Origin of the sequence: Streptomyces cyaneus (assembly GCF_004028635.1) — a bacterium.
GTDB classification, from domain to species: Bacteria; Actinomycetota; Actinomycetes; order Streptomycetales; family Streptomycetaceae; genus Streptomyces; species Streptomyces cyaneus.
In genome coordinates, this window is sequence record NZ_ML138678.1 from 1,451,346 (window position 1) to 1,471,067 (window position 19,722).

The window sequence follows — 19,722 nt, forward strand, 5'->3', positions numbered from 1 at the left end:
CCGCCGGCCATGTGGCGCACCCGGCCGAACATTCGGGTGGTGCTCGGCGGGCGTCGTGAAGATTTATCACGGCCGTCACAGTGATCGGCTACGAGACATGTGGCGCATCACACAAGAAGAACCGGACAAAAAACACCGCCGTCTCCATAGCGGGTGGCGGCGGTGACGCGATCGTTATCCGGATTTGAGCGTCCTCTGAGCGAACACAGAACAGTCACATATCGCTACAAAAAAGTCGTACTCTGCCGCGCCCTGTCGCGCTCTCCCGTGCTCTCTCGCGCTCTACGGCATGAGCGTGGCGACCAGCGTCTCCTGGAGCCCGCCCAGCCACAGATACGCCATCACCATCGGCTTGCGCGGATCCTCGTCCGGGAGCCGGTAGAGCAGGTCGGTGTCGTCCTCGTCGGTGATCTCCAGGCGGGAGCCGATGGCCAGGCGCAGATCGTTGAGGGCGCCGAGCCACTGCTGGGACTCCTCGGGGGAGAGCTTGAGCACGGCACCGCCCTCACCGGCGGAAGCGGCGCTGAGCGCATCCAGGGAGCGGACCACCGCGAGCGCGTTGTCCCGTTTGCCGGCGCGCAGGTCGTTCTCGGTGTAGCGACGGAACTCCGAGGAGTACGCCCGCTGCTCCTCGGCCTCCTTGGGACCGGGGGTGGCCTCCGGGTCGCTGTACGCGTCCGGGAAGAGGCGCTTGAGGACCGGGTCGGCGGGCGGTTCGCTCGGCCCCTCGGCGAACAGCTCGGCGAGCGGGTCGTCGGGGGCCTCCTCGGCGGGGCCGGGGCCGATGAGTTCCAGCAACTGGACGGCGAGCGACCGGATGATGGAGATCTCGACGTCATCAAGGGCGACGGCCGCGCCGCCGCCGGGGAGCGGTTCGAAGGTTCCTGGCATGGAGGCGATTCGCTACTTCCGGTCCTGCGGGCGAGGGCTGGCGGTCATTTGCGGTCGTGCTGGAGGGTGGCCCACAGACCGTAGCCGTGCATGGCCTGCACGTCGCGCTCCATCTCCTCGCGCGTACCGCTGGAGACGACCGCCCGGCCCTTGTGGTGGACGTCGAGCATGAGCTTGGTGGCCTTGTCCTTGGTGTAGCCGAAGTACGACTGGAAGACGTAGGTCACATAGCTCATGAGATTGACCGGGTCGTTGTGGACGATCGTGACCCAGGGGACGTCCGGCTCGGGGACGGCGAAGACCTCCTCCGCCGACTCGGTTCGTTCGATCTCTAGGGGAGCGGGTGACGTCACAGAGCCCATGCTGCCACCCGAGGGGGGCGGTCGCACAAACGGGCTGCGCAACCGGGCTGCACAGCCGGGCCTGTTGTGACCTCCGACCCACAAATCGTCAGTCTGACGAAATGGGGGTACCATCTGTCGTCATGAACACAGCGGACCTTGGGCTGCCGGTAGACGTTCCCTCGACGGCGCTCTTCACGGATCAGTACGAGTTCACGATGCTGCAGGCCGCCATGAAGGCGGGCACCGCCGAGCGGCGGAGCGTCTTCGAGGTCTTCACCCGGCGGCTGCCCGAGGGGCGGCGCTACGGCGTCGTGGCCGGCACCGGCCGTGTGCTGGACGCCGTCGAGAACTTCCGCTTCGACGCCGACGTCCTCGGGTTCCTGCGGGAGCGGCGGATCCTCGACGAGGAGACCCTGGAGTGGCTCGCCGGCTACCGCTTCTCCGGCGACATCTGGGGCTACCCCGAGGGCGAGGTCTACTTCCCGGGCTCGCCGATCATGCGGGTCGAGGGCACCTTCGCCGAGTGCGTGCTGCTGGAGACGGTGATCCTGTCCATCCTCAACCACGACTCCGCCATCGCCGCGGCCGCCTCGCGCATGTCGTCGGCCGCCGGGGAGCGCCCGATCATCGAGATGGGCGCCCGGCGCACGCACGAGCTGGCCGCGGTGGCCGCGTCCCGCGCCGCGTACGTCGGCGGCTTCACCTCCACCTCCGACCTGGCCGCCGGGTTCCGCTACGGCATCCCCACCGTCGGCACCAGCGCCCACGCCTTCACCCTCCTGCACGACCGCGAGCGGGACGCCTTCCAGGCCCAGGTGAACTCCATGGGCCGCGGCACCACGCTGCTCGTGGACACCTACGACGTCGCCGAGGCGGTCCGTACGGCCGTGGAGGTCGCCGGGCCCGAGCTGGGCGCCGTCCGGATCGACTCGGGCGACCTGTTGCTGGTCGCGCACCGGGTCCGGCAGCAACTGGACGAGCTGGGCGCGACGAGCACGAAGATCATCGTGACCTCCGACCTGGACGAGTACGCCATCGCCTCGCTGGCGGCGGCGCCGGTGGACGCGTACGGCGTGGGCACCCAGTTGGTGACCGGGTCCGGGCATCCGACCTGCTCGATGGTCTACAAGCTGGTCGCCCGCGCCGAGTCCGCGGACTCCGGGGCGCCGCTGGTGCCGGTGGCGAAGAAGTCGAGCGGCGGCAAGACCTCCATCGGCGGCCGCAAGTGGGCCGCGCGCCGCCTCGACGAGTACGGCGTGGTGGAGGCCGAGGTCGTCGGCACGGGGCCGGTGCCGGACGGGCTCGCCGACCGGCAGCTGCTGGTCGAGCTGGTCAAGGGCGGTGACGTGGTGGCCCGTGAGCCGCTGGACGTCGTACGGGACCGGCACACGGCCGCTCGCGCGAGTCTGCCGCTGTCCGCCACCCAGCTCTCGCGCGGGGAACCCGTCATCCCGACGGAATATGTCAACGGGCGCACGGGGAGCCGGACGGGGTCGTGAAGTGAGTGCGCCCGGCGCGCTCACTCCATGCCCCCTCCCGCAGGGCACCCGAAGTCTCTAGGCTCGGAAGTTCACGGCCGGGCCCGCACGCTTGCACCGTCCCGACCTCAGCGTCCATAACCGAAGGACACCGACCATGCGCCGCGCCTTGATCGTCGTAGATGTGCAGAACGACTTCTGCGAGGGGGGCAGCCTCGCGGTGCCCGGCGGCGCCGATGTGGCCGCCGCCGTCACCGAGCTGATCGGGCAGGCGGCCGGGTCCGGCTACCAGCACGTCGTAGCCACCCGCGACCACCACATCGCGCCCGGCGGCCACTTCTCCACGAACCCCGACTTCGCCCACTCCTGGCCCGCGCACTGCGTCGCCGGCACGGAGGGCGTCGGCTTCCACCCGAACTTCGCCCCGGCCGTCACCTCCGGCGCGATCGACGCCGTGTTCGACAAGGGGGCGTACGCGGCGGCGTACAGCGGGTTCGAGGGAGCCGACGAGAACGGGGTGAGGCTGGCGGACTGGCTGCGGGCCAGGGAGGTGACGGAGGTGGACGTGGTGGGCATCGCCACGGACCACTGCGTGCGCGCTACCGCGCTGGATGCGGCGCGGGAGGGCTTCCGTACGCAGGTCCTGCTGGATCTGACCGCGGGGGTGGCCACGGAGACCACCGAGCGGGCGCTGGAGGAGATGCGCGAGGCGGGGGTCGAGCTGTCCGGGAAGCCGGTCGTCGCGTAACCGCTCGGCGGGGGTGCCGCGCAGCGCTCCGCGGGGGTGCTGCGAATGGCCGTCTGGCGGCTGCGGCGCCGTCGTGGCTGGTCGCGCAGTTCCCCGCGCCCCTTTAGGGCGTTGCCGAACCGTCGCCGATTTTGTCAGGGCTACCTCAGGTCCTGAGTCCTCACGCCGGCGCCGCGGGCCGCCTCAGCAGTGCCCTGATCGGGTGCCACAGCTCCTGTGCCAGCTCCGGGCCGCCCATGGCGACACCGTTGTCGGGTGCCGTTCGCCATATCAGGCCGTCCGGGTGGTGCAGGACCGCCGTGATCTCGTCCGGGGTCGGTGGGGCCGCGTTGCCGCGCAGGTAGACCGCCCGCATGCCCAGGTTGCGGAGCCTGGTCAGGGCTCGGGCGCGGTTCTGGGCGTGGACGAGGACACGGACGCAGCCCGTGCCGTCGGCGGTGGGTCTGGGCAGGTTCAGCGCCACCACCACGCTGCCGGTCGGCAGCTTGCAGAAACCTCCTGCGGCCATGCGGTCACACCCCCGTGCGAGTCGGTGTCAGGGTCTGGATCAAGGTCGGCGTGCGTACCGGTGTCAATAACGGAGGCACAGGGTGCACCTAAACACGATCGGCGGCAACCCGCCAGGGGGCTGCCGCCGATAGCACTCTGACCTGCGGAAACTCCGACCTCTCCACTGACGGGCCATCTTCGTCCAAGATCAAAAAGCGGGCGCTCCCCCGGCCGGCGACGCCGATCCTGGCGGCGGTGTCAATGACCTGGGAGGCCGACGGGCGAGGCGGACGTGCGAGACCTGGCGGCCGAAAAGGAGAGGGCCCGAATACCCCGCACGACAAATTCCTGACTTGCCGGAATTCCTCAAATGGATTGCCGTCTTCTCACTTCATGATCCATAGCCGACGCTATTAGAAAGCTCAAGACTTGTAAAAGAGAGCGCTCCCCGCCGACAATCTTCCGGACCGATCAGATCAATAGATCCATATCGAGGGGGGAAGGCATGCGCAGAAAACTGGGCGCGGTTGCCACCGTGCTGGCCACCGCTGCGACGGCCGTCATCGTGGGAACCGGCACCGCTCATGCGGGCGCTTACGGCTGCCCGGGAAATCAGATCGAGGCCGTGAACGTCAACTCCGGAGGAAAGACGTACGGCACTCTCCGGCTCTACTGGGACAGCTCGAGCGGTAAGAACTGTGCCGTCATGGTCAAGAACAACAGCCTCATTCCTGGCACCAGATACATCTATGTCCAGGTCCAGAACATCAGTACCGGGGAGCAGCACCGGGACGGCCAGGACTACTCCTGGTACGCGGGTCCCGTCGACGTCCCAGGGCGCGGAGACTGCGTCTGGGCGAGCGGCAGCATCGAAGGCTACGGGGGTGTCGCAACCCATGACCACTGCGGATAGTCGTCCGCCGTCATGAATGAAGGGGCCCGTCGTTGCGAATGCACGACGGGCCCCTTTTCTTTCGCCTGTATCAGGACTTCGAGACCTCGACGGTCATCGTGTTCCCGGACAGGCTCTCCTGGAGAATGCGAATTCGGGTCCTGGTGTCCGGCACATCGACCCCAGCGGTCTTGGTGGCCTCATACCAGTAGGTTCCCTTGTGGTCGTCGAAGGTCGAGACCCCCTTCTGCGACTTGATTTTCACCGCGACATCGGCGTTGTGCAGCGTGAGCCCGTCGGTCCGATACAGGCTGAACGGCGAGTCGAAGCTCTGAATCCTGTTGCGCATGAGCGTGCCGTCGGCCCACTTCATGGGGGTCGGGTGCGAGTCGACCGGGAGGACGAGGCCGGCGCCCGGGTGCTTGCTGGTGTTGTTGTCCGCCTGGGAGGTGTCCCACAGCCAGATCAGCAGGCCGTTCTGGTACGCGTAGTGCTCCACCCAGTCCGGACGGGTCGACGAGAAGCCGAAGTTGTACGGGCCCGTCTTCAGGGTCTTGTCGTACGACACGTACTGACGGTTCTCGGCGATGTAGTACTGCGCGTAGTCGTCCGTGATGGACCCGCCGATGCGCTTGAAGCCCTTGGTCGCCCAAGCGGTGTCCGCGGACTCGGCGTTGTCGGAGAACAGCGCCGCGCCGTCGGCGGTCACGGTGATCTCGTCGGCCGCGAAGCCCTTCTGGGCCACCCCGCCGTCGGTCTGGTAGCGGAAGCGCAGGTCGATCTTCTTGCCCGCGTAGGCGTCGAGCGGGAAGACCAGCTTCTTGTACGCGTCCACCGTGCCGGTGAGCGCGGGCTTGCCGCTGGCGTCCTTCGGGAGGGCCGCACCGTCGACCGTGCCGTCGAGCGCCGTCCAGTTGGCGCCGCCGTCGGTCGAGACCTCGGTGTAGAGGTAGTCGAACTCGGCCTCGATGTCGTACCAGCCGTCGAGGGTCAGCGAGGCGGCCGACTTGCCCGTGAGGTCCACGGAACGGGTCAGCGTGTTGGCGAGGTTGTCGCCGCTGCCGCTCCACCACTGGTTCGCGCCCTGCGCCGGCTTGACGATCTCGGTGGTGACCGTCTTCTTGGGCAGCTCGACCACGAGGGCCTGCTTGTGCCGGGTGTTGTACTCGGCCACGCCCAGCTTGTGCTCGGACTCCGTGGCGGCCTTGGCCCGGTCGTAGTTCAGCCAGCCCAGCTGGAGCTTGTCCCAGGCGGTCATGTCGCCGGGCAGGTCACCGATCTCACCCTTGCCGGTGCCGAGCCAGGAACCGGAGGACATCAGGGTCCAGAAGCCGGTGGAGTTCTCGCCGCCGGAGGTGTCGTAGTGGTCCGGCAGACCGAGGTCGTGGCCGTACTCGTGGGCGTAGACGCCGAGTCCGCCGTTCTCCGGCTGGACCGTGTAGTCGCCGACCCAGATGCCGGTGGAGCCGATCTGCGCGCCGCCCAGCTTGTTGTCGGCGGGGCCGGTGGCACCGGCGTCGGTGCCGAACGCGTACCAGCGGTGGGCCCAGATCGCGTCGGTGCCCTGCGCGCCGCCGCCCGCGGACTCGTCCTCACCGGCGTGCACGACCTGGAAGTGGTCGATGTAGCCGTCGGCCTCGTTGAAGTTGCCGTCGCCGTCGAAGTCGTAGCGGTCCCACTGGTCGAACTGCGCCACGTCCGCCTTGATCTCGGCGTCGGTCTTCCCAGCTGCCTTCTGCTGGGCGACCCACGCGTTCAGACCGTCGCTGACGACGTTCCAGACGCTGGAGCAGTTGGTCTGGCCGCAGGCGTTGTTGCCGTAACGGGCCTCGTTGTAGGGGACCTTGACCCAGTCGGTGACCTCGCCCTCGACCGAGTAGCGGCCCGAGGACTGCTTCTCGTAGTACTTCTTCAGCGACTCGGTCTTCTTGCCGGTGCCGAAGTAGAGGTCCTGGTAGTGCTTCTGGTTGTAGTCCGCCTGCCAGGCCGTCGAGTTGTCCTTCTCGCGGTCGGGCTCGGCTATCTGGTTGTGGGCGGGGCCGGCCGTGCCACCGAACTCGCTGATCTTGTCGCCGAACTCGACCAGGATCGTGAATATCCTGTCGGTCTTCTCACGGCCCAGCTCGACGTACTTGCTGTCGCCCTTCTTACTCTTGAGCTCGACGACCTGCGAGCCCGCGCGCTCCTTCACCTTGGCCTTGCCGGATATGACCTGGTTCAGGGCTTCTTCGCGCTGGGCCTCCTGGGTCTTGCTCAGGGGGCCTTCCAGGTCGTGGTCGGCGTGAGTGTGCTCCGCCGGGTCGTGCCGCTCCACGGACGCCGTCGGCGCGCCTTCGTCGGCCTGAGCCACCGCGAAGGTCGAGAACGTCGCCGCGGTCGTCGCGAGCGCGACGGCGGTAGCCGCCGCTCTGAACGTCCAGGGTCTGCTGGTCACTTGCTTCCTCCCCCGCGTCCGGGCACGCGGAAGGAAGGGTCCTGGTCATGGAGGTTTCCGCGCGCGCCTGATCAACGCGTGTAGTCAAGTGACGACATTTGACTAGAGGTTAAGGAGAAAAGACAGACCTTGACTTGCACAGGTCAATTGCACTATGCGAAGTCGATGTTCGTTTAGCGGACAACGACCTTTCGGGCAATGGGCGCGTGGCGCCGTCCACCTACTGGACGGCATGACTCCGTGCGCCCCCTGTGCACCGGCACTGTTGGTTAGGTCACGCTTACGGTTTGTTCCCCTCGGGCATGCACGCGGTTAGAGTCGGATGGCGGAACGCCCGGACGTCGGCGGAAAGCCAGGCCGAGACCCCCGTGCACCCCTGATTCCGAGGACACGATGATCATGCCTCGTCCGACTACCGCACAGCTCTCCTACGGCTCGTGCACCGTGATCTTCTCGACGCTCGCCATGTTGCTGCTGTCCCAGACGAGTTCGGGCGTGGGGATCGCGGTCATCGCCGTCTCGGCGCTCATGCTCGGGCTGCTGGTCGCCATGACGGTGCCCATGCCGAAGAGGCCCCGCGTGGTGGCGGTGCGCAAGCCCGCCGGCGCGGAACGGGAACAGGCGGAGGAGCCCGTGCTGACGCGGCCCTGACCCACCTCAGGTGTTGGTCCACCTCAGGTGTTGGTCCACCTCAGGTGTTGGCCCACCTCAGGTGTTGGTGCTGACCACCACCGTCTTCGCCGCCTTGTCGTGCAGGCCCTGTTTGTAGGGCCGGTCGAAGAAACTCCAGCCGCCGCAGATCACGGTCCAGATGCAGGCGCAGCAGAACGCGAACGGGATCCACAGCACCGCCGCCCGGATCAGCGCGGTCTGCACGGAGGGCGTGGCGCCGTTGTCGAGGTTGGCCACCCGCATGTTGAGCAGCTTCTTGCCGAGCGTCTGCCCCGCCCTGACGGTCATGTAGGTGTCGTAGCCGATGAAGAGCAGAGCGGCGATCAGCGACTGCACGAAGGACTTGCTGTACTCCACGTCGTCGGCGTCCACGTCGTACTCGGTGACGCCGAAGCCCCAGGTGAGCAGCCAGACCACGACTCCCACCAGGATCATGTCGATGATCCGCGCGAGCGTGCGCTTGCCGCTGTCGGCGAGTGGCGGCATCCCGGCGAGCGGGTCGGTGGGGTAACCGCCGCCGCCGTACGGGTCCCCGCCGTAGGGGCCGCCGCCGGAGGGGGGCGGCGGCTGGCCGCCGTACGGGGGCTGTTCGCCGTACGGCGGGCCCGCGCCCTCGGACGGCGGGGGCTGCTTCCTGAACGGGTCGTCTTCCGGAGGCTGCTGACCGGAGCCGGGAGGCGGTTCGCTGCTCATGGCCCGAGTCGACCGCGAACCCCCCGGCTTCGCATCCGGCGCGGGGCCGTCCGGAGTACGGAATCGTCCGGGCCGGTTGCCGTATGCGGTCAGCCCGCGACGAACGTACGCGCCGCCTTGTCGTGCCAGCACTGGTGCCACGGCCGGTCGAAGACGCACCACAGCACGCCGACGACCCCGATGACGAGCAGGCCGGGGATGCTGTAGACGAGCCAGCGGCGCAGGGCGGCGCCGAACTGCGGCGGCTCGTGGGCCTCGATGTCCCGCACCTCCATGCCGAGCAGCTTCTTGCCCAGCGTGCGGCCCCACTTGGCGGTGGGCACGACTTCGTAGACGACGCCGAACAGGAGCAGGACGGCCAGGATGATGCCGAAATACATCGACGTCGTGCCGTCCAGCAGCCAGACGGTGACCGTCTCGCCGGAGAGCTTGGCGGCGTCGATCTTGTCGTTGAGGTGGTCGATCGCCTTGGTGCCGAGCGGTACGGCGGCGACCGCCGTGACGGCGGCCAGTACGACGGTGTCCAGCAGCCGCGCGGCCAGCCGCTTGCCGAGGCCCGCGGGGCGGGCGGCGGCCTGACGCATGGCGGCCGCCTGGAAGATGTCCTCGACCGGGGGCTTCCACGGGGCGACCGGCTGGTCGTCGCCGGACGGGCCCGCGAGCCGGTGGACCTGCTGCGCCCAGGAGGACTGGCCGCCACCGGCACCGGCGGCCATGGGAGTGGCGGGCGCGGACTGGGGGCCGGACTGCTGGGGGACGCTCGGGGCGGCCTGCTGCGGGCCGGAGAGGGCCGTGGGAGCGGCGCCGGCCGCCGGGGCGGCAGCCCCGGCCTGAGCGCCCGCCTGAGGCTGTCCCTGGGCCTGTCCCTGGGCCACCGCGGCGCGGTCCGCGGCGGCCTTCCCGGCACCGAAGCCGGGGCCCTGCGGGGCGCCGGCCGCCGAGGGGTGGTGGGCATCCGGATGTGCGGCGCCCGAACCGGCGGACGCGCCCGTGCTTCCGGCCTGCGCCCCGGCCGCCCCGCCCTGCTGCCCCGTGCGCGGGGACAGCGCGCGGATGGCCATGGTGCCGTCGACGGGCGCGGGGCCGGCGGGGTTCGGGACACGGCCGGTGGCCTGCCCCGCGGCGCCGGAGGCCGACGCTCCACCGGACTCCGCGACCGGTCGGCGGATCATGAACGTGTCACCGGAGGCGACGCCCCCGGCGCCCGCGTCCGGCTCGGCGGGCGGGACGGAGGCACTGCCGTCCGTACGGGCGGCGTGGCCCTCCGGGTGGACGGGCCCGGCCGCCGCGCCGGGGTCCCTCGGGTCGGCGCCCTGCGGGGCACCCCAGGAGACGCGGCGGTCCTGGTCGCCGCCGAAGCCGGACTGGTGGGCGGAGTCGGCGCCCCAGGCCGACGCCGGCTCGGGGCGGCTGCCGTGCTGGGAATCGGCCTGCGGCTCCCGCACCGGGTCCTCGTCGAAGAAGTGCGGGCCCGTCTCCTCGACCGAGCCGGCCGGGGCGGCCGCGGCCGACGTGGGCCGGCCCGGGTTCGCGCCCGGCGGCGGCGCGAGCGATTCGCCGTCCGTCGGTGCCGGACGGCTGGTGCCCGGTACCCAGGAGGCACCGTTCCAGTACCGGACATATCCAGGAATGGACGGGTCCGGGTAATACCCTTCGCGGGGCCTGTCGTCACCTGGGGCCGGGGTTGGGGCGCTCATGTCCGTCGTCCGGTATCTGCTCGAGGGTCGATTGGGGGCCTCCACATCTATCAGACCGACGCAACAAGCACCGCCCGTCCCGTAGGACCCACTCCTTTCCGGGCAACCTCGTACACGTACTTCACAAGTACGGAATCGCCCCCGGAACAGGCCGGAAAAAAGTTCTGCGAACCCGCGTAATGATCCACCCCTCTCCGCGCTCTCCACTCGTACGGGACCGCCCACAGGACCCGCACGCGGCGCGAGAGAGGACACCCACGCCATGCATTACACGGTCGTAGAGCGCGAACTGGAGCTCAGGCTCATCCTGTCGCCCGAGCGCGGGGTTCCCGTGCCGGCCCGGCTGAGCTACCACAGCGACGATCCGTACGCCGTGCACATCACCTTCCACATCAACTCCGAGCACCCCGTGTACTGGACCTTCTCCCGCGATCTGCTGGTCGAGGGGGTGTTCCGGCCGTGCGGGCACGGGGACGTGCGGGTGTGGCCGACGAAGGTCGAGGGCCGCAGCGTCGTGCTGATGGCGCTGAGCTCGCCCGACGGGGACGCCCTGCTGGAGGCGCCGGCGGCGCAGGTGTCGGCCTGGCTGGAGCGGACGCTCAGGGTGGTGCCGCCGGGGACCGAGGGCGAGCAGCTGGGGATCGACGACGCGCTCGACCAGTTGCTCGCCCAGTGAGCCGTACCGACCGAAGGGACGGGTCAGAACAGCTTGCCCGGGTTCAGGATGCCCAGTGGGTCGAAGGCCTGCTTGATCGCGCGCTGCATCTCGATCCCCACCGGGCCGATCTCGCGCGCCAGCCACTCCTTCTTCAGGACGCCCACGCCGTGCTCGCCGGTGATCGTGCCGCCGAGTTCCAGGCCGAGGGCCATGATCTCGTCGAAGGACTCGCGGGCGCGCCGGGACTCGTCGGCGTCGGCCGCGTCGAAGCACACGGTCGGGTGGGTGTTGCCGTCGCCGGCGTGCGCGACGACGCCGATGGTGAGCTGGTGCTTCTCGGCGATCCGCTCGACGCCCTCGATGAGGTCGCCGAGCCGCGAGCGGGGCACGCACACGTCGTCGATCATCGTCACGCCCCGCACCGCTTCCAGCGCGGTGAGGGACAACCGCCGCGCCTGGAGCAGGAGTTCGGACTCGGCCGCGTCGTCCGCCGGGACCACCTGGGTGGCGCCGGCCGCCTCGCACAGTGCGCCCACGGCGGCGAGGTCGGGGGCGGGGTCCGGGGTGTCGAAGGCGGCCAGCAGCAGGGCCTCGGTCGTCTCCGGCAGTCCCATGTGCGCCAGGTCGTTGACGGCCTTGACCGTCGTACGGTCCATGAGTTCGAGCAGTGACGGGACGTGCCCGCCGGCCATGATCCGGCACACGGCGTCGCAGGCGGCGGCCGCGGACGCGAACTCGGCGGCGAGGACCAGCTGCTGCGGTGGCTGCGGCTTGAGCGCCAGGACGGCCCGTACGACGATGCCGAGCGAGCCCTCCGAGCCGACGAAGAGGCGGGTCAGGTCGTATCCCGCGACGCCCTTGGCCGTACGGCGGCCCGTGGACATCAGGCGTCCGTCGGCGAGGACCACGTCCAGGCCGAGGACGTACTCGGCCGTCACCCCGTACTTCACACAGCACAGGCCGCCCGAGGCGGTGCCGATGTTGCCGCCGATCGTGCACATCTCCCAGCTGGAGGGGTCCGGCGGGTAGTACAGGCCCTGTTCGCCCACCGCGCGGGAGAGGGCGGCGTTGATGACGCCGGGCTCGACGACGGCGATGCGGTCGACGGGGCTGATCTCCAGGATGCGGTCCATCTTGGTCAGGGACAGCACGATGCAGCCGTCGGAGGCGTTGGCGCCGCCCGACAGGCCCGTGCGGGCGCCCTGCGGGACGACGGGGACGCGCAGCTCGGTGGCGGTGCGCATGACGTGCTGGACCTCTTCGACCGTGCGCGGCAGGACGACCACGGCGGGGGCGCCGGCCGGGCAGAAGCTGGCCATGTCGTTGGCGTAGGAGGCCGTGACGTCGGGGTCGGTCAGGACGGCCTCGGCAGGCAGACCCGCGAGCAGCCGCTCGGTGAGGTCACCCCGGGCCTGGTCGGGTGCGGCTTCGGTACGGCTCATGATCACAGCGTGACACCCGGGGCCATCGGTGTGAACCCCGCGTACGGCAGCCGGGGTCGGGCGGGTGTGGTCGTCGTATTGACGCACGGTTTCACGCACAGTGATCGCCATGGAGAACAGCGCCACCGAGAACAGCGCCACGGAGCACGACACCTCGAAGAACGATGCCGCGAAGAACGCCGCCTCGAAGGACGACGCCTCGAAGGACGAGAACGACGCCTCTGAGAACGGGCAGCCCACGCCGGACCGCTCGCGCATCCGCCGGCGGGTGCTGATCGCGGCGGTGGCGGGGTGTGCGGTGCTCGGTGGGATGTTGGCGCTGCTGCCGTGGGGGACGACCGGGACGCGGGAGGCCGCGCCACCGGCGCCGGGTGCGCAGGCGCTCACCGCGGTCACCTCGGGGGTGCCGGCCGCGCTGCCCGATCTGGCGGTGCTGATCGACGAGAGGGAGGCCCACCTGCGGACGCATCCCAAGGACGCTCACTCGTGGGCGGTGCTGGGCGCGGCGTATGTGGAGCAGGGGCGGCGGACCGCGGAGCCGGTGAACTACCCGAAGGCGGAGAAGGCGCTGCGTACGTCGCTGAAGGTGCGGGCGAGGAACGCCGAGGCGCTGGACGGCATGGCGGCGCTGGCGAACGCGCGGCGGGACTTCCGGGCGGCGCTGACGTGGGGCGAGGCGGCTCTTCAGGTGAACCGGAAGCGGTGGACGACGTATCCGCAGCTGATCGACGCGTACACGGGGCTCGGCGAGTACAAGGCGGCCAAGCGGACCCTTGACCGGCTGCTGAAGCTGCGCTCGGGGCCGGCGGTGCAGGCGCGGGCGGCGGCCGTCTACCGGGACCGGGGCCGGCGTGAGGACGCGGCGGCGGCTCTGTCCGACGCGGCGGCGGCCGCCGAGGCGCCGGCCGAGCGGGCGGCGTATCTCGAACGGGCCGGTCAACTCGCTTGGGAACGCGGCGACTTGGAGGTGGCGCTGCGGCACTTCCAAGAGGCGGTACGTCTCGACCCCGACCAGCGGGCCGCGCTCGCCGGGCAAGGGCGGACGCTGGCCGCGCTGGGCCGCACGACGGAGGCGCTGAACGCCTACCGGGTGGCGCTCGCCAAGCAGCCGCGTCCCGAGTACGCGCTGGAACTGGGCGAGTTGTACGAGTCGCTGGGGCTGGGGCAGGCGGCCCGGGTCCAGTACGACCTGCTGCGGGAGCGGGCGGCGCAGGCCGCGGCGGGCGGGGTGGACGAGGAGCTGGTGCTGGGCCTCTTCGAGGCGGACCACGGCGACGCGCAGTCCGCCGTACGACGGCTGCGGACCGAATGGCGACGCCAGCCCGCGATCGCGGTGGCCGACGCGCTGGGGTGGGCGCTGCACCGGGCCGGGGAGGACAAGGCGGCGCTGAAGTACGCCAGGATCGCGACCGACAAGGCGCGTGGGGGCGGGGTGCGCAGCGCGCTGTACGTGTATCACCGGGGGATGATCGAGCGGGAACTGGAGCTGGCGGGGCCCGCCCGGCGGCATCTGCAGGAGGCGCTGCGGATCAACCCGCAGTTCTCACCGACGCGGGTGCCCCTGGCCGAGGCGGCGCTGGCGGCACTGGGCGAGCCGTCGATGGAGGACGTACCGGAGATGGACGCGAAGCCGCAGCAGGGGTGAGAGCCGCGGCGCCGGGTCCTCGGGCTGGGCGCGGCGTCGGGACCTCCGGCTGCGTGCGGCTTTGGTTCTCCGGCTGGGCGCGACGGCGGGTCGTCAGCCCGGCCGCGGCTGCGGGACCTCGGGCTGGGCGCGGCTACGAGTCCTCAGACCGGGCGCGGCTACGGGACCTCCGGCCGCCCCGGCTACGAATCCCCAGACGGGCGCGACTGCAGGCCCTCCGGCCACCGCGGCTGCGAGCCCTCAGACCGGACGCGACTGCGGGACCTCGGGCTGGGCGCGACTGCGGGACCTCAGACCGGACGCGACTGCGAGTCTTCCGGCCGCCCCGGCTACGAATCCCCAGACGGGCGCGACTGCAGGCCCTCCGGCCACCGCGACTGCAGGCCCTCCGGCCACCGCGGCTACGGGCCCTCAGACCGGGCGCGGCTACGGGACTCCCTGCCACCGCGGCTACGAGTCCCCAGACCAGGCGCGACTGCAGGCCCTCAGACCGGACGCGACTGCGGGACCTCGGGCCGGGCGCGACTGCGAGTCCTCAGACCGGACGCGGCTACGGGACCTCCGGCCGCCCCGGCTACGAATCCCCAGACGGGCGCGACTGCAGGCCCTCCGGCCACCCCGGCTGCGAGCCCTCAGACCGTGCGCGACTGCGGGACCTCGGACCGGGCGCGACTGCGAGTCCTCAGACCGGGCGCGGCTACGGGACCTCCCTGCCACCGCGGCTACAAGTCCCCAGACCGGACGCGGCTGCAGGCCCTCAGACCGCCCCCGGCTGCAGGTCCTCCGGTCGCGCGCGGCTGCAGGCCCTCCGGCCACCGCGGCTGCGGGCCCTCAGACCGCCCGCGGCTTGTAGTAGATCGAGAACCTGCGCTTCCCCTCCGGCCCGGACGCGAGCCCCAGGCACAGTCGTGCCGCGGAGCCGTGGCGGACGGCGAGGCCCTCCGGTTCGCGGTGGTCGAGGGAGTGGCCGGCCTCGGTGCGCTGCCGGTCGAGCAGTTCGCCGGTGCGGATGTCGAGGCAGGAGATGTGGGCGTTGCCGCGCATGGCGGGCGGGTTGGTCTTGGCGTCGTAGGCGGTGCCGGCCAGTTGGTAGAGGTGGTCGCCGTCCAGGGCGTACCCCTGGAAGGGGATCTCGGCGTTGGGGTGCGCGCCGGTCTGGGGGAAGTCGGCGACCGGGGCGGAGTAGTCGCGGGCGACGAAGGCGTCCAGGTCCCAGACGCGGTAGCGGGGCTCGCCGTCGACGCGGTGGCGTACGGCGATGCGCCGCGAGGTCATGCAGACCGAGGGCTGGTTGTGGGTGGAGCCCGGGATCGGGTGGCGGACCTTGACGTCCTCCCGCGTGCGGACGGCTCCGTCGGAGAAGCGGAACCGGGTGACGCCCCGGCCGTAGCCGCCCTTGGCGTCGGCCTCGGTCCAGATCCACACCGTGCCGTCGGGATCGTTCTGCACGCCCACACTGACGCCGTGCCCGAAGCCCTGGAGGTACATGTGGCCCAAGCGCTTGCCCTCGAGGTCGAGCTTGTTCAGGCACAGGTGACCGGCGACGCCGCCGCCCCGCCGCAGCTGAAGGGCGTACAGGTGCCGGTTCACCTCGTCGAAGGCGAACGACTGCAGGATCGTGGGCTCCCGCAGCGTCGCCTTCTTCCACAGCCAGCGCTCGGACGGTGCGGACAGGTCGAAACGGTCGGCCACTGCTCTCTCCCCGGTCGTGCGGGCACCCCCGTGGCGCCCGCACGTCTGGAGAGGCCCAACCGGGCCCATGTGGTTGCGCTTTCTACGAATTCACAGCTTTCGCAGGACTCGCAGGTTGCACAGGTTGCGCAGGCCTCGCAGGAGCCTCAGAGGTTGCCGCGCTTGGCCTGCTCCCGCTCGATCGCCTCGAACAGCGCCTTGAAGTTGCCCTTGCCGAAGCCCATCGAGCCGTGTCGCTCGATGATCTCGAAGAAGACGGTCGGACGGTCCTGGACCGGCTTGGTGAAGATCTGCAGCAGATAGCCGTCCTCGTCGCGGTCGGCGAGGATCTTCAGCTCGCGCAGGGTCTCGACGGGGACGCGGGTGTCGCCGACCCACTCGCCGAGGGTGTCGTAGTACGAGTCGGGAGTGTCGAGGAACTGCACGCCGGCCGCGCGCATCGTGCGTACCGTCGCCACGATGTCGTTGGTGTTGAGCGCGATGTGCTGGACGCCCGCGCCGCCGTAGAACTCCAGGTACTCGTCGATCTGGGACTTCTTCTTGGCGATGGCGGGCTCGTTGATCGGGAACTTGACCTTGAGCGTGCCGTCGGCCACGACCTTCGACATCAGCGCGCTGTACTCGGTCGCGATGTCGTCGCCCACGAACTCCTTCATGTTCGTGAAGCCCATGACCTTGTTGTAGAAGCCGACCCATTCGTTCATGCGGCCGAGCTCCACGTTGCCGACGCAGTGGTCGATGGCCTGGAACGTGCGCTGGGCGGGCGGTTCGACCATCGGTGCGGCGGAGACGAAGCCGGGGAGGTACGGGCCCTCGTAGCCGGTGCGCTCGACGAGGGTGTGGCGGGTCTCGCCGTACGTGGCGATGGCGGCCAGGACGACGGTGCCGTGCTCGTCCTTCAGCTCGTACGGCTCGGCCACCGAGCGGGCGCCGTGCTCGAGCGCGTAGGCGTACGCGCGGCGCGCGTCCGGCACCTCGATCGCGAGGTCGACGACGCCGTCGCCGTGCTCGGCCACGTGCTGGGCGAGGAAGTGGCCCCAGGTGGTGGCGGGCTTGATGACGGAGGTGAGGACGAAGCGCGCCGAGCCGTTCTCCAGCACGTAGCTCGCGGTCTCACGGCTGCCGTTCTCCGGTCCGGAGTAGGCGACCAGCCGCATGCCGAAGGCGGTCGAGTAGAAGTGCGCCGCCTGCTTGGCGTTGCCCACGGCGAAGACGACCGCGTCCATTCCCTTGACCGGGAAGGGGTCGGCCTGCCGGGTGGTGTCGGGAGTGTGGTGTGTGGTCTGCGTCATAGGCGCAGCCTCACTCCGGTGGGGCAAGGTGCGCAATAGTTCGCCTGTTCACTGGGCATTATGACCAGTGCAGTGGCCGTTTCTGCGGGCTCTCTGTACAGGATGACCACCCCGAGTAGGGAGACGAGGCGGGCTGCTGTGGCGATCGATCATCTGGACGGGCGGATCATCGTGCTGCTGGCGCGGGAACCGCGGATCGGGGTGCTGGAGATGTCCCGGCGGCTGGGGGTGGCCCGCGGGACCGTGCAGGCGCGGCTGGACCGGCTTCAGTCGAACGGAGTCATCCGCGGGTTCGGGCCCGAGGTGGATCCGGCCGCGCTCGGCTATCCGGTCACCGCGTTCGCCACACTGCAGATCCGGCAGGGGCAAGGGGCCGACGTACGGGCGCACTTGGCGACCGTGCCGGAGGTGCTGGAGCTGCACACGACCACCGGGACCGGGGACATGATGTGCCGCCTCGTGGCGCGTTCCAACGCCGATCTCCAGCGTGTGATCGACCGGGTTGTCGGTTTCGATGGGATCGTCCGGGCCTCCACCGCGATCGTGATGGAGAACCCCGTTCCGCTGCGGATCATCCCGCTGGTGGAGCAGGCGGCCGAGGACCGGGAGAGCAGCTAGCCACGACCTGGTGGGGTGAGTCCGAGTGAGCTTCTGGGAGTACCTGGGCAACCGTCACCAGCAGCTGCTCACCGACGCCTACCAGCACGCCAGTGCCGTCTTCCAGTGCATGGTCGTGGCGACCCTGCTCGGCGTGCTGATCGGTGTGGCCACCTACCGCAGCGACCTGGCCGGCAACCTCGCCACCATCAGTACCTCGACCATCCTGACCATTCCGTCGCTCGCCATGATCGGTCTGCTGATCCCGATCGTGGGGCTGGGCGTGGCGCCCACGGTGATCGCGCTGACGCTGTACGGGCTGCTGCCGATTGTGCGCAACGCGATCGTCGGGCTGCGCGGTGTCGATCCGTCGCTGGTGGACGCGGCCCGGGGCATCGGGATGTCCCGGCCGGCCCAGCTGCTGAGGGTGGAGCTGCCGCTGGCCTGGCCGCCGATCCTGACCGGGATCCGGGTCTCGACGCAGATGCTGATGGGCATCGCGGCGATCGCGGCGTACGCCTCCGGCCCCGGCCTCGGCAATGTGATCTTCCGCGGCCTGGCCTCGCTGGGCAGCGCGAACGCGCTCAACCAGGTACTCGCGGGCACGCTCGGGATCATCGTCCTGGCGCTGCTGTTCGACGCCGCGTATGTCCTGCTCGGGCGGCTGACCATTCCCAGGGGGATCCGTGCCTGAGACGTCCGGGGCGGGTACGACGGGTGCCACGGCCGGTGCCGGAACAGGTGCCACGACCGGTGCCACGATCGAGCTGGAGAACCTGAGCAAGCGGTACCCGGGCAATCCCAACCCCGCCGTCGACAACGTCAACATGGAGATCAAGGCGGGCGAGACGGTCATCTTCGTCGGCCCGTCCGGGTGCGGGAAGTCGACGACGCTCAAAATGATCAACCGGCTGATCGAACCGACCGGTGGCCGCATCCGCATCAACGGCGAGGACGTCACCGACATCGACCCGGTGAAGCTGCGCCGCAAGGTCGGCTACGCGATCCAGTCCGCCGGCCTGTTCCCGCACATGACGGTCGCGCAGAACATCGCGCTCGTGCCGAGGATGATCGGCTGGTCGAAGGCGCGGATCGCGTCGCGGGTCGAGGAGTTGCTCGACCTGGTCGGCCTGGACCCCGGGGAGTTCCACGGCCGCTATCCGCGTCAGCTCTCCGGCGGTCAGCAGCAACGCGTGGGCGTGGCGCGGGCGTTGGCGGCCGATCCGCCCGTCCTGCTGATGGACGAGCCGTTCGGCGCGGTCGACCCGATCACCCGTGATCATCTCCAGGACGAGTTGATCAGGCTGCAGCACGAGCTGCACAAGACGATCGTCTTCGTCACGCACGACTTCGACGAGGCGATCAAGCTCGGTGACCGTATCGCCGTGCTGCGCGAACGGTCGCACATCGCTCAGTTCGACACCCCCGAGGCGATCCTCACCAACCCGGCGGACGACTTCGTGTCCGGGTTCGTGGGCGCCGGGGCGGCGCTGAAGCGACTGAACCTCACCCGCGTACGGGATGTGGAGGTCACCGACTATCCGACGGTGACCGTCGACGACCCGCTCCAGGAGATCTTCAACCGGCTCCGGTCCAGCGGCACCAACGAGATCCTGCTCCTCGACAAGCGGGGCCGGCCGTACAAGTGGCTCCGGCGCGGCGACCTGATGCGGGCCAGGGGTTCGCTGGCGCGGGCGGGGACGCTGGTGCACGACACGGTGACCCGGGACGCCACGCTGCGGGACGCCCTGGAGGCGGTGCTCATCGACAACGCGGGGCGGGTCGCGGTGACCGGGCGGCGCGGTGAGTACACCGGTGTCGTCGACATGGAGACGCTGATGAACTCCGTGCACGAGCTGCTGGAGGCCGACCGGCTGGAGGCGCTGGAGGCCCAGCACGAGCTGGAAGGGGCCCGGGCCGACCGGACCCATGCCGAGCAGGAGGGCAACGGAGGGGAGGCGAAGGCGTGACCGCTCCCGAAGCGCCCAAGGCGTCCGACGTTCAGGCCCGGGAGAGCCAGGAGACCCCGGAGACCCAGGAGCCCCAGGAGGGCGAGAA

General features: G+C 70.1%; 18 protein-coding genes. 9 read left to right on the forward strand and 9 right to left on the reverse strand.

The annotated features are described in order from the left end of the window. Positions 1-282: 282 nt before the first annotated feature. Positions 283-891: a DUF2017 domain-containing protein gene (locus EHO50_RS06500; RefSeq protein ID WP_128428793.1), complete on the reverse strand. Its 609-nt coding sequence runs from the start codon at positions 889-891 to the stop codon at positions 283-285. Positions 892-935: 44 nt separating this feature from the next. After that, positions 936-1,253, reverse strand: coding sequence for an ATP-dependent Clp protease adapter ClpS (gene clpS, locus EHO50_RS06505; protein ID WP_030053518.1), 318 nt, complete (start codon positions 1,251-1,253; stop codon positions 936-938). A 122-nt stretch (positions 1,254-1,375) separates the two neighbouring features. Here clpS and EHO50_RS06510 point away from each other — a divergent pair, with 122 nt between their 5' ends. Both EHO50_RS06510 and EHO50_RS06515 read left to right on the forward strand, forming a co-directional pair. Next, a complete protein-coding gene (locus EHO50_RS06510; protein WP_128428794.1) occupies positions 1,376-2,734 on the forward strand; it encodes a nicotinate phosphoribosyltransferase in 1,359 nt (452 codons plus the stop codon). A gap of 136 nt (positions 2,735-2,870) precedes the next feature. Beyond that, the gene (locus tag EHO50_RS06515) at positions 2,871-3,461 is read left to right on the forward strand and encodes a nicotinamidase (protein ID WP_128428795.1); all 591 of its coding nucleotides are present in this window, start codon (positions 2,871-2,873) and stop codon (positions 3,459-3,461) included. Between the two features lie 160 nt (positions 3,462-3,621). Here EHO50_RS06515 and EHO50_RS06520 read toward each other — a convergent pair whose 3' ends face one another. After that, positions 3,622-3,969 (reverse strand): hypothetical protein, encoded by a 348-nt coding sequence (locus EHO50_RS06520; protein ID WP_128428796.1) that lies wholly within the window; start codon positions 3,967-3,969, stop codon positions 3,622-3,624. A gap of 486 nt (positions 3,970-4,455) precedes the next feature. On the opposite strand from EHO50_RS06520, the gene EHO50_RS06525 reads away from it, so the two are divergent. Then, positions 4,456-4,863: a hypothetical protein gene (locus EHO50_RS06525; RefSeq protein ID WP_128428797.1), complete on the forward strand. Its 408-nt coding sequence runs from the start codon at positions 4,456-4,458 to the stop codon at positions 4,861-4,863. A gap of 70 nt (positions 4,864-4,933) precedes the next feature. On the opposite strand, the gene EHO50_RS06530 is transcribed toward EHO50_RS06525, so the two are convergent. Then, positions 4,934-7,276, reverse strand: a complete 2,343-nt coding sequence (locus EHO50_RS06530) for an immune inhibitor A domain-containing protein (protein WP_128428798.1) — start codon at positions 7,274-7,276, stop codon at positions 4,934-4,936. Between the two features lie 393 nt (positions 7,277-7,669). On the opposite strand from EHO50_RS06530, the gene EHO50_RS06535 reads away from it, so the two are divergent. Next, entirely contained in the window at positions 7,670-7,927 is a 258-nt protein-coding gene (locus EHO50_RS06535; RefSeq protein ID WP_128428799.1) for a hypothetical protein, read from the forward strand. A 57-nt stretch (positions 7,928-7,984) separates the two neighbouring features. Here the strand turns inward: EHO50_RS06535 and EHO50_RS06540 are convergent, their stop codons facing one another. Beyond that, positions 7,985-8,641: an RDD family protein gene (locus EHO50_RS06540; RefSeq protein WP_128428800.1), complete on the reverse strand. Its 657-nt coding sequence runs from the start codon at positions 8,639-8,641 to the stop codon at positions 7,985-7,987. 89 nt (positions 8,642-8,730) lie between these two features. After that, positions 8,731-10,338 carry an RDD family protein gene (locus EHO50_RS06545; protein ID WP_128428801.1) on the reverse strand — a complete coding sequence of 536 codons (1,608 nt, stop codon included), beginning with the start codon at positions 10,336-10,338 and terminating at the stop codon, positions 8,731-8,733. A gap of 262 nt (positions 10,339-10,600) precedes the next feature. Here EHO50_RS06545 and EHO50_RS06550 point away from each other — a divergent pair, with 262 nt between their 5' ends. After that, on the forward strand, positions 10,601-11,014 hold the full coding sequence (locus EHO50_RS06550; RefSeq protein WP_128428802.1) for an SsgA family sporulation/cell division regulator: 414 nt from the start codon (positions 10,601-10,603) through the stop codon (positions 11,012-11,014). Positions 11,015-11,037: 23 nt separating this feature from the next. Here the strand turns inward: EHO50_RS06550 and EHO50_RS06555 are convergent, their stop codons facing one another. Further along, positions 11,038-12,444 (reverse strand): FAD-binding oxidoreductase, encoded by a 1,407-nt coding sequence (locus EHO50_RS06555; RefSeq protein WP_128429012.1) that lies wholly within the window; start codon positions 12,442-12,444, stop codon positions 11,038-11,040. Positions 12,445-12,547: 103 nt separating this feature from the next. On the opposite strand from EHO50_RS06555, the gene EHO50_RS06560 reads away from it, so the two are divergent. Next, entirely contained in the window at positions 12,548-14,083 is a 1,536-nt protein-coding gene (locus tag EHO50_RS06560; protein WP_128428803.1) for a tetratricopeptide repeat protein, read from the forward strand. Between the two features lie 831 nt (positions 14,084-14,914). Here EHO50_RS06560 and EHO50_RS06565 read toward each other — a convergent pair. Together EHO50_RS06565 and hppD are read right to left on the reverse strand one after the other, a co-directional pair. Continuing rightward, positions 14,915-15,775: a phage baseplate protein gene (locus EHO50_RS06565; RefSeq protein ID WP_128428804.1), complete on the reverse strand. Its 861-nt coding sequence runs from the start codon at positions 15,773-15,775 to the stop codon at positions 14,915-14,917. A gap of 146 nt (positions 15,776-15,921) precedes the next feature. Beyond that, positions 15,922-17,067: a 4-hydroxyphenylpyruvate dioxygenase gene (gene hppD / locus EHO50_RS06570; RefSeq protein WP_128428805.1), complete on the reverse strand. Its 1,146-nt coding sequence runs from the start codon at positions 17,065-17,067 to the stop codon at positions 15,922-15,924. Positions 17,068-17,205: 138 nt separating this feature from the next. On the opposite strand from hppD, the gene EHO50_RS06575 reads away from it, so the two are divergent. Genes EHO50_RS06575 through EHO50_RS06585 form a run of 3 tightly spaced genes read left to right on the forward strand, consistent with a single transcriptional unit; the run spans position 17,206 to position 19,634 of the window. Beyond that, positions 17,206-17,685 carry an Lrp/AsnC family transcriptional regulator gene (locus tag EHO50_RS06575; RefSeq protein WP_128428806.1) on the forward strand — a complete coding sequence of 160 codons (480 nt, stop codon included), beginning with the start codon at positions 17,206-17,208 and terminating at the stop codon, positions 17,683-17,685. Positions 17,686-17,710: 25 nt separating this feature from the next. After that, entirely contained in the window at positions 17,711-18,358 is a 648-nt protein-coding gene (locus tag EHO50_RS06580) for an ABC transporter permease (RefSeq protein WP_128428807.1), read from the forward strand. Continuing rightward, positions 18,351-19,634, forward strand: coding sequence for a betaine/proline/choline family ABC transporter ATP-binding protein (locus EHO50_RS06585; RefSeq protein ID WP_128428808.1), 1,284 nt, complete (start codon positions 18,351-18,353; stop codon positions 19,632-19,634). The genes EHO50_RS06580 and EHO50_RS06585 overlap by 8 nt, the downstream gene beginning before the upstream one ends. Positions 19,635-19,722 lie beyond the last annotated feature (88 nt).

Bases quoted from the DNA above. Each gene is read 5' to 3' on its own strand.
- EHO50_RS06560 (WP_128428803.1), top strand. From the start codon at position 12,548: ATGGAGAACAGCGCCACCGAGAACAGCGCCACGGAGCACGACACCTCG.
- EHO50_RS06520 (WP_128428796.1), bottom strand. From the start codon at position 3,969: ATGGCCGCAGGAGGTTTCTGCAAGCTGCCGACCGGCAGCGTGGTGGTG.
- EHO50_RS06540 (WP_128428800.1), bottom strand. From the start codon at position 8,641: ATGAGCAGCGAACCGCCTCCCGGCTCCGGTCAGCAGCCTCCGGAAGAC.
- EHO50_RS06545 (WP_128428801.1), bottom strand. From the start codon at position 10,338: ATGAGCGCCCCAACCCCGGCCCCAGGTGACGACAGGCCCCGCGAAGGG.
- EHO50_RS06510 (WP_128428794.1), top strand. From the start codon at position 1,376: ATGAACACAGCGGACCTTGGGCTGCCGGTAGACGTTCCCTCGACGGCG.
- EHO50_RS06535 (WP_128428799.1), top strand. From the start codon at position 7,670: ATGATCATGCCTCGTCCGACTACCGCACAGCTCTCCTACGGCTCGTGC.
- clpS (WP_030053518.1), bottom strand. From the start codon at position 1,253: ATGGGCTCTGTGACGTCACCCGCTCCCCTAGAGATCGAACGAACCGAG.
- EHO50_RS06550 (WP_128428802.1), top strand. From the start codon at position 10,601: ATGCATTACACGGTCGTAGAGCGCGAACTGGAGCTCAGGCTCATCCTG.
- EHO50_RS06515 (WP_128428795.1), top strand. From the start codon at position 2,871: ATGCGCCGCGCCTTGATCGTCGTAGATGTGCAGAACGACTTCTGCGAG.
- hppD (WP_128428805.1), bottom strand. From the start codon at position 17,067: ATGACGCAGACCACACACCACACTCCCGACACCACCCGGCAGGCCGAC.
- EHO50_RS06525 (WP_128428797.1), top strand. From the start codon at position 4,456: ATGCGCAGAAAACTGGGCGCGGTTGCCACCGTGCTGGCCACCGCTGCG.
- EHO50_RS06500 (WP_128428793.1), bottom strand. From the start codon at position 891: ATGCCAGGAACCTTCGAACCGCTCCCCGGCGGCGGCGCGGCCGTCGCC.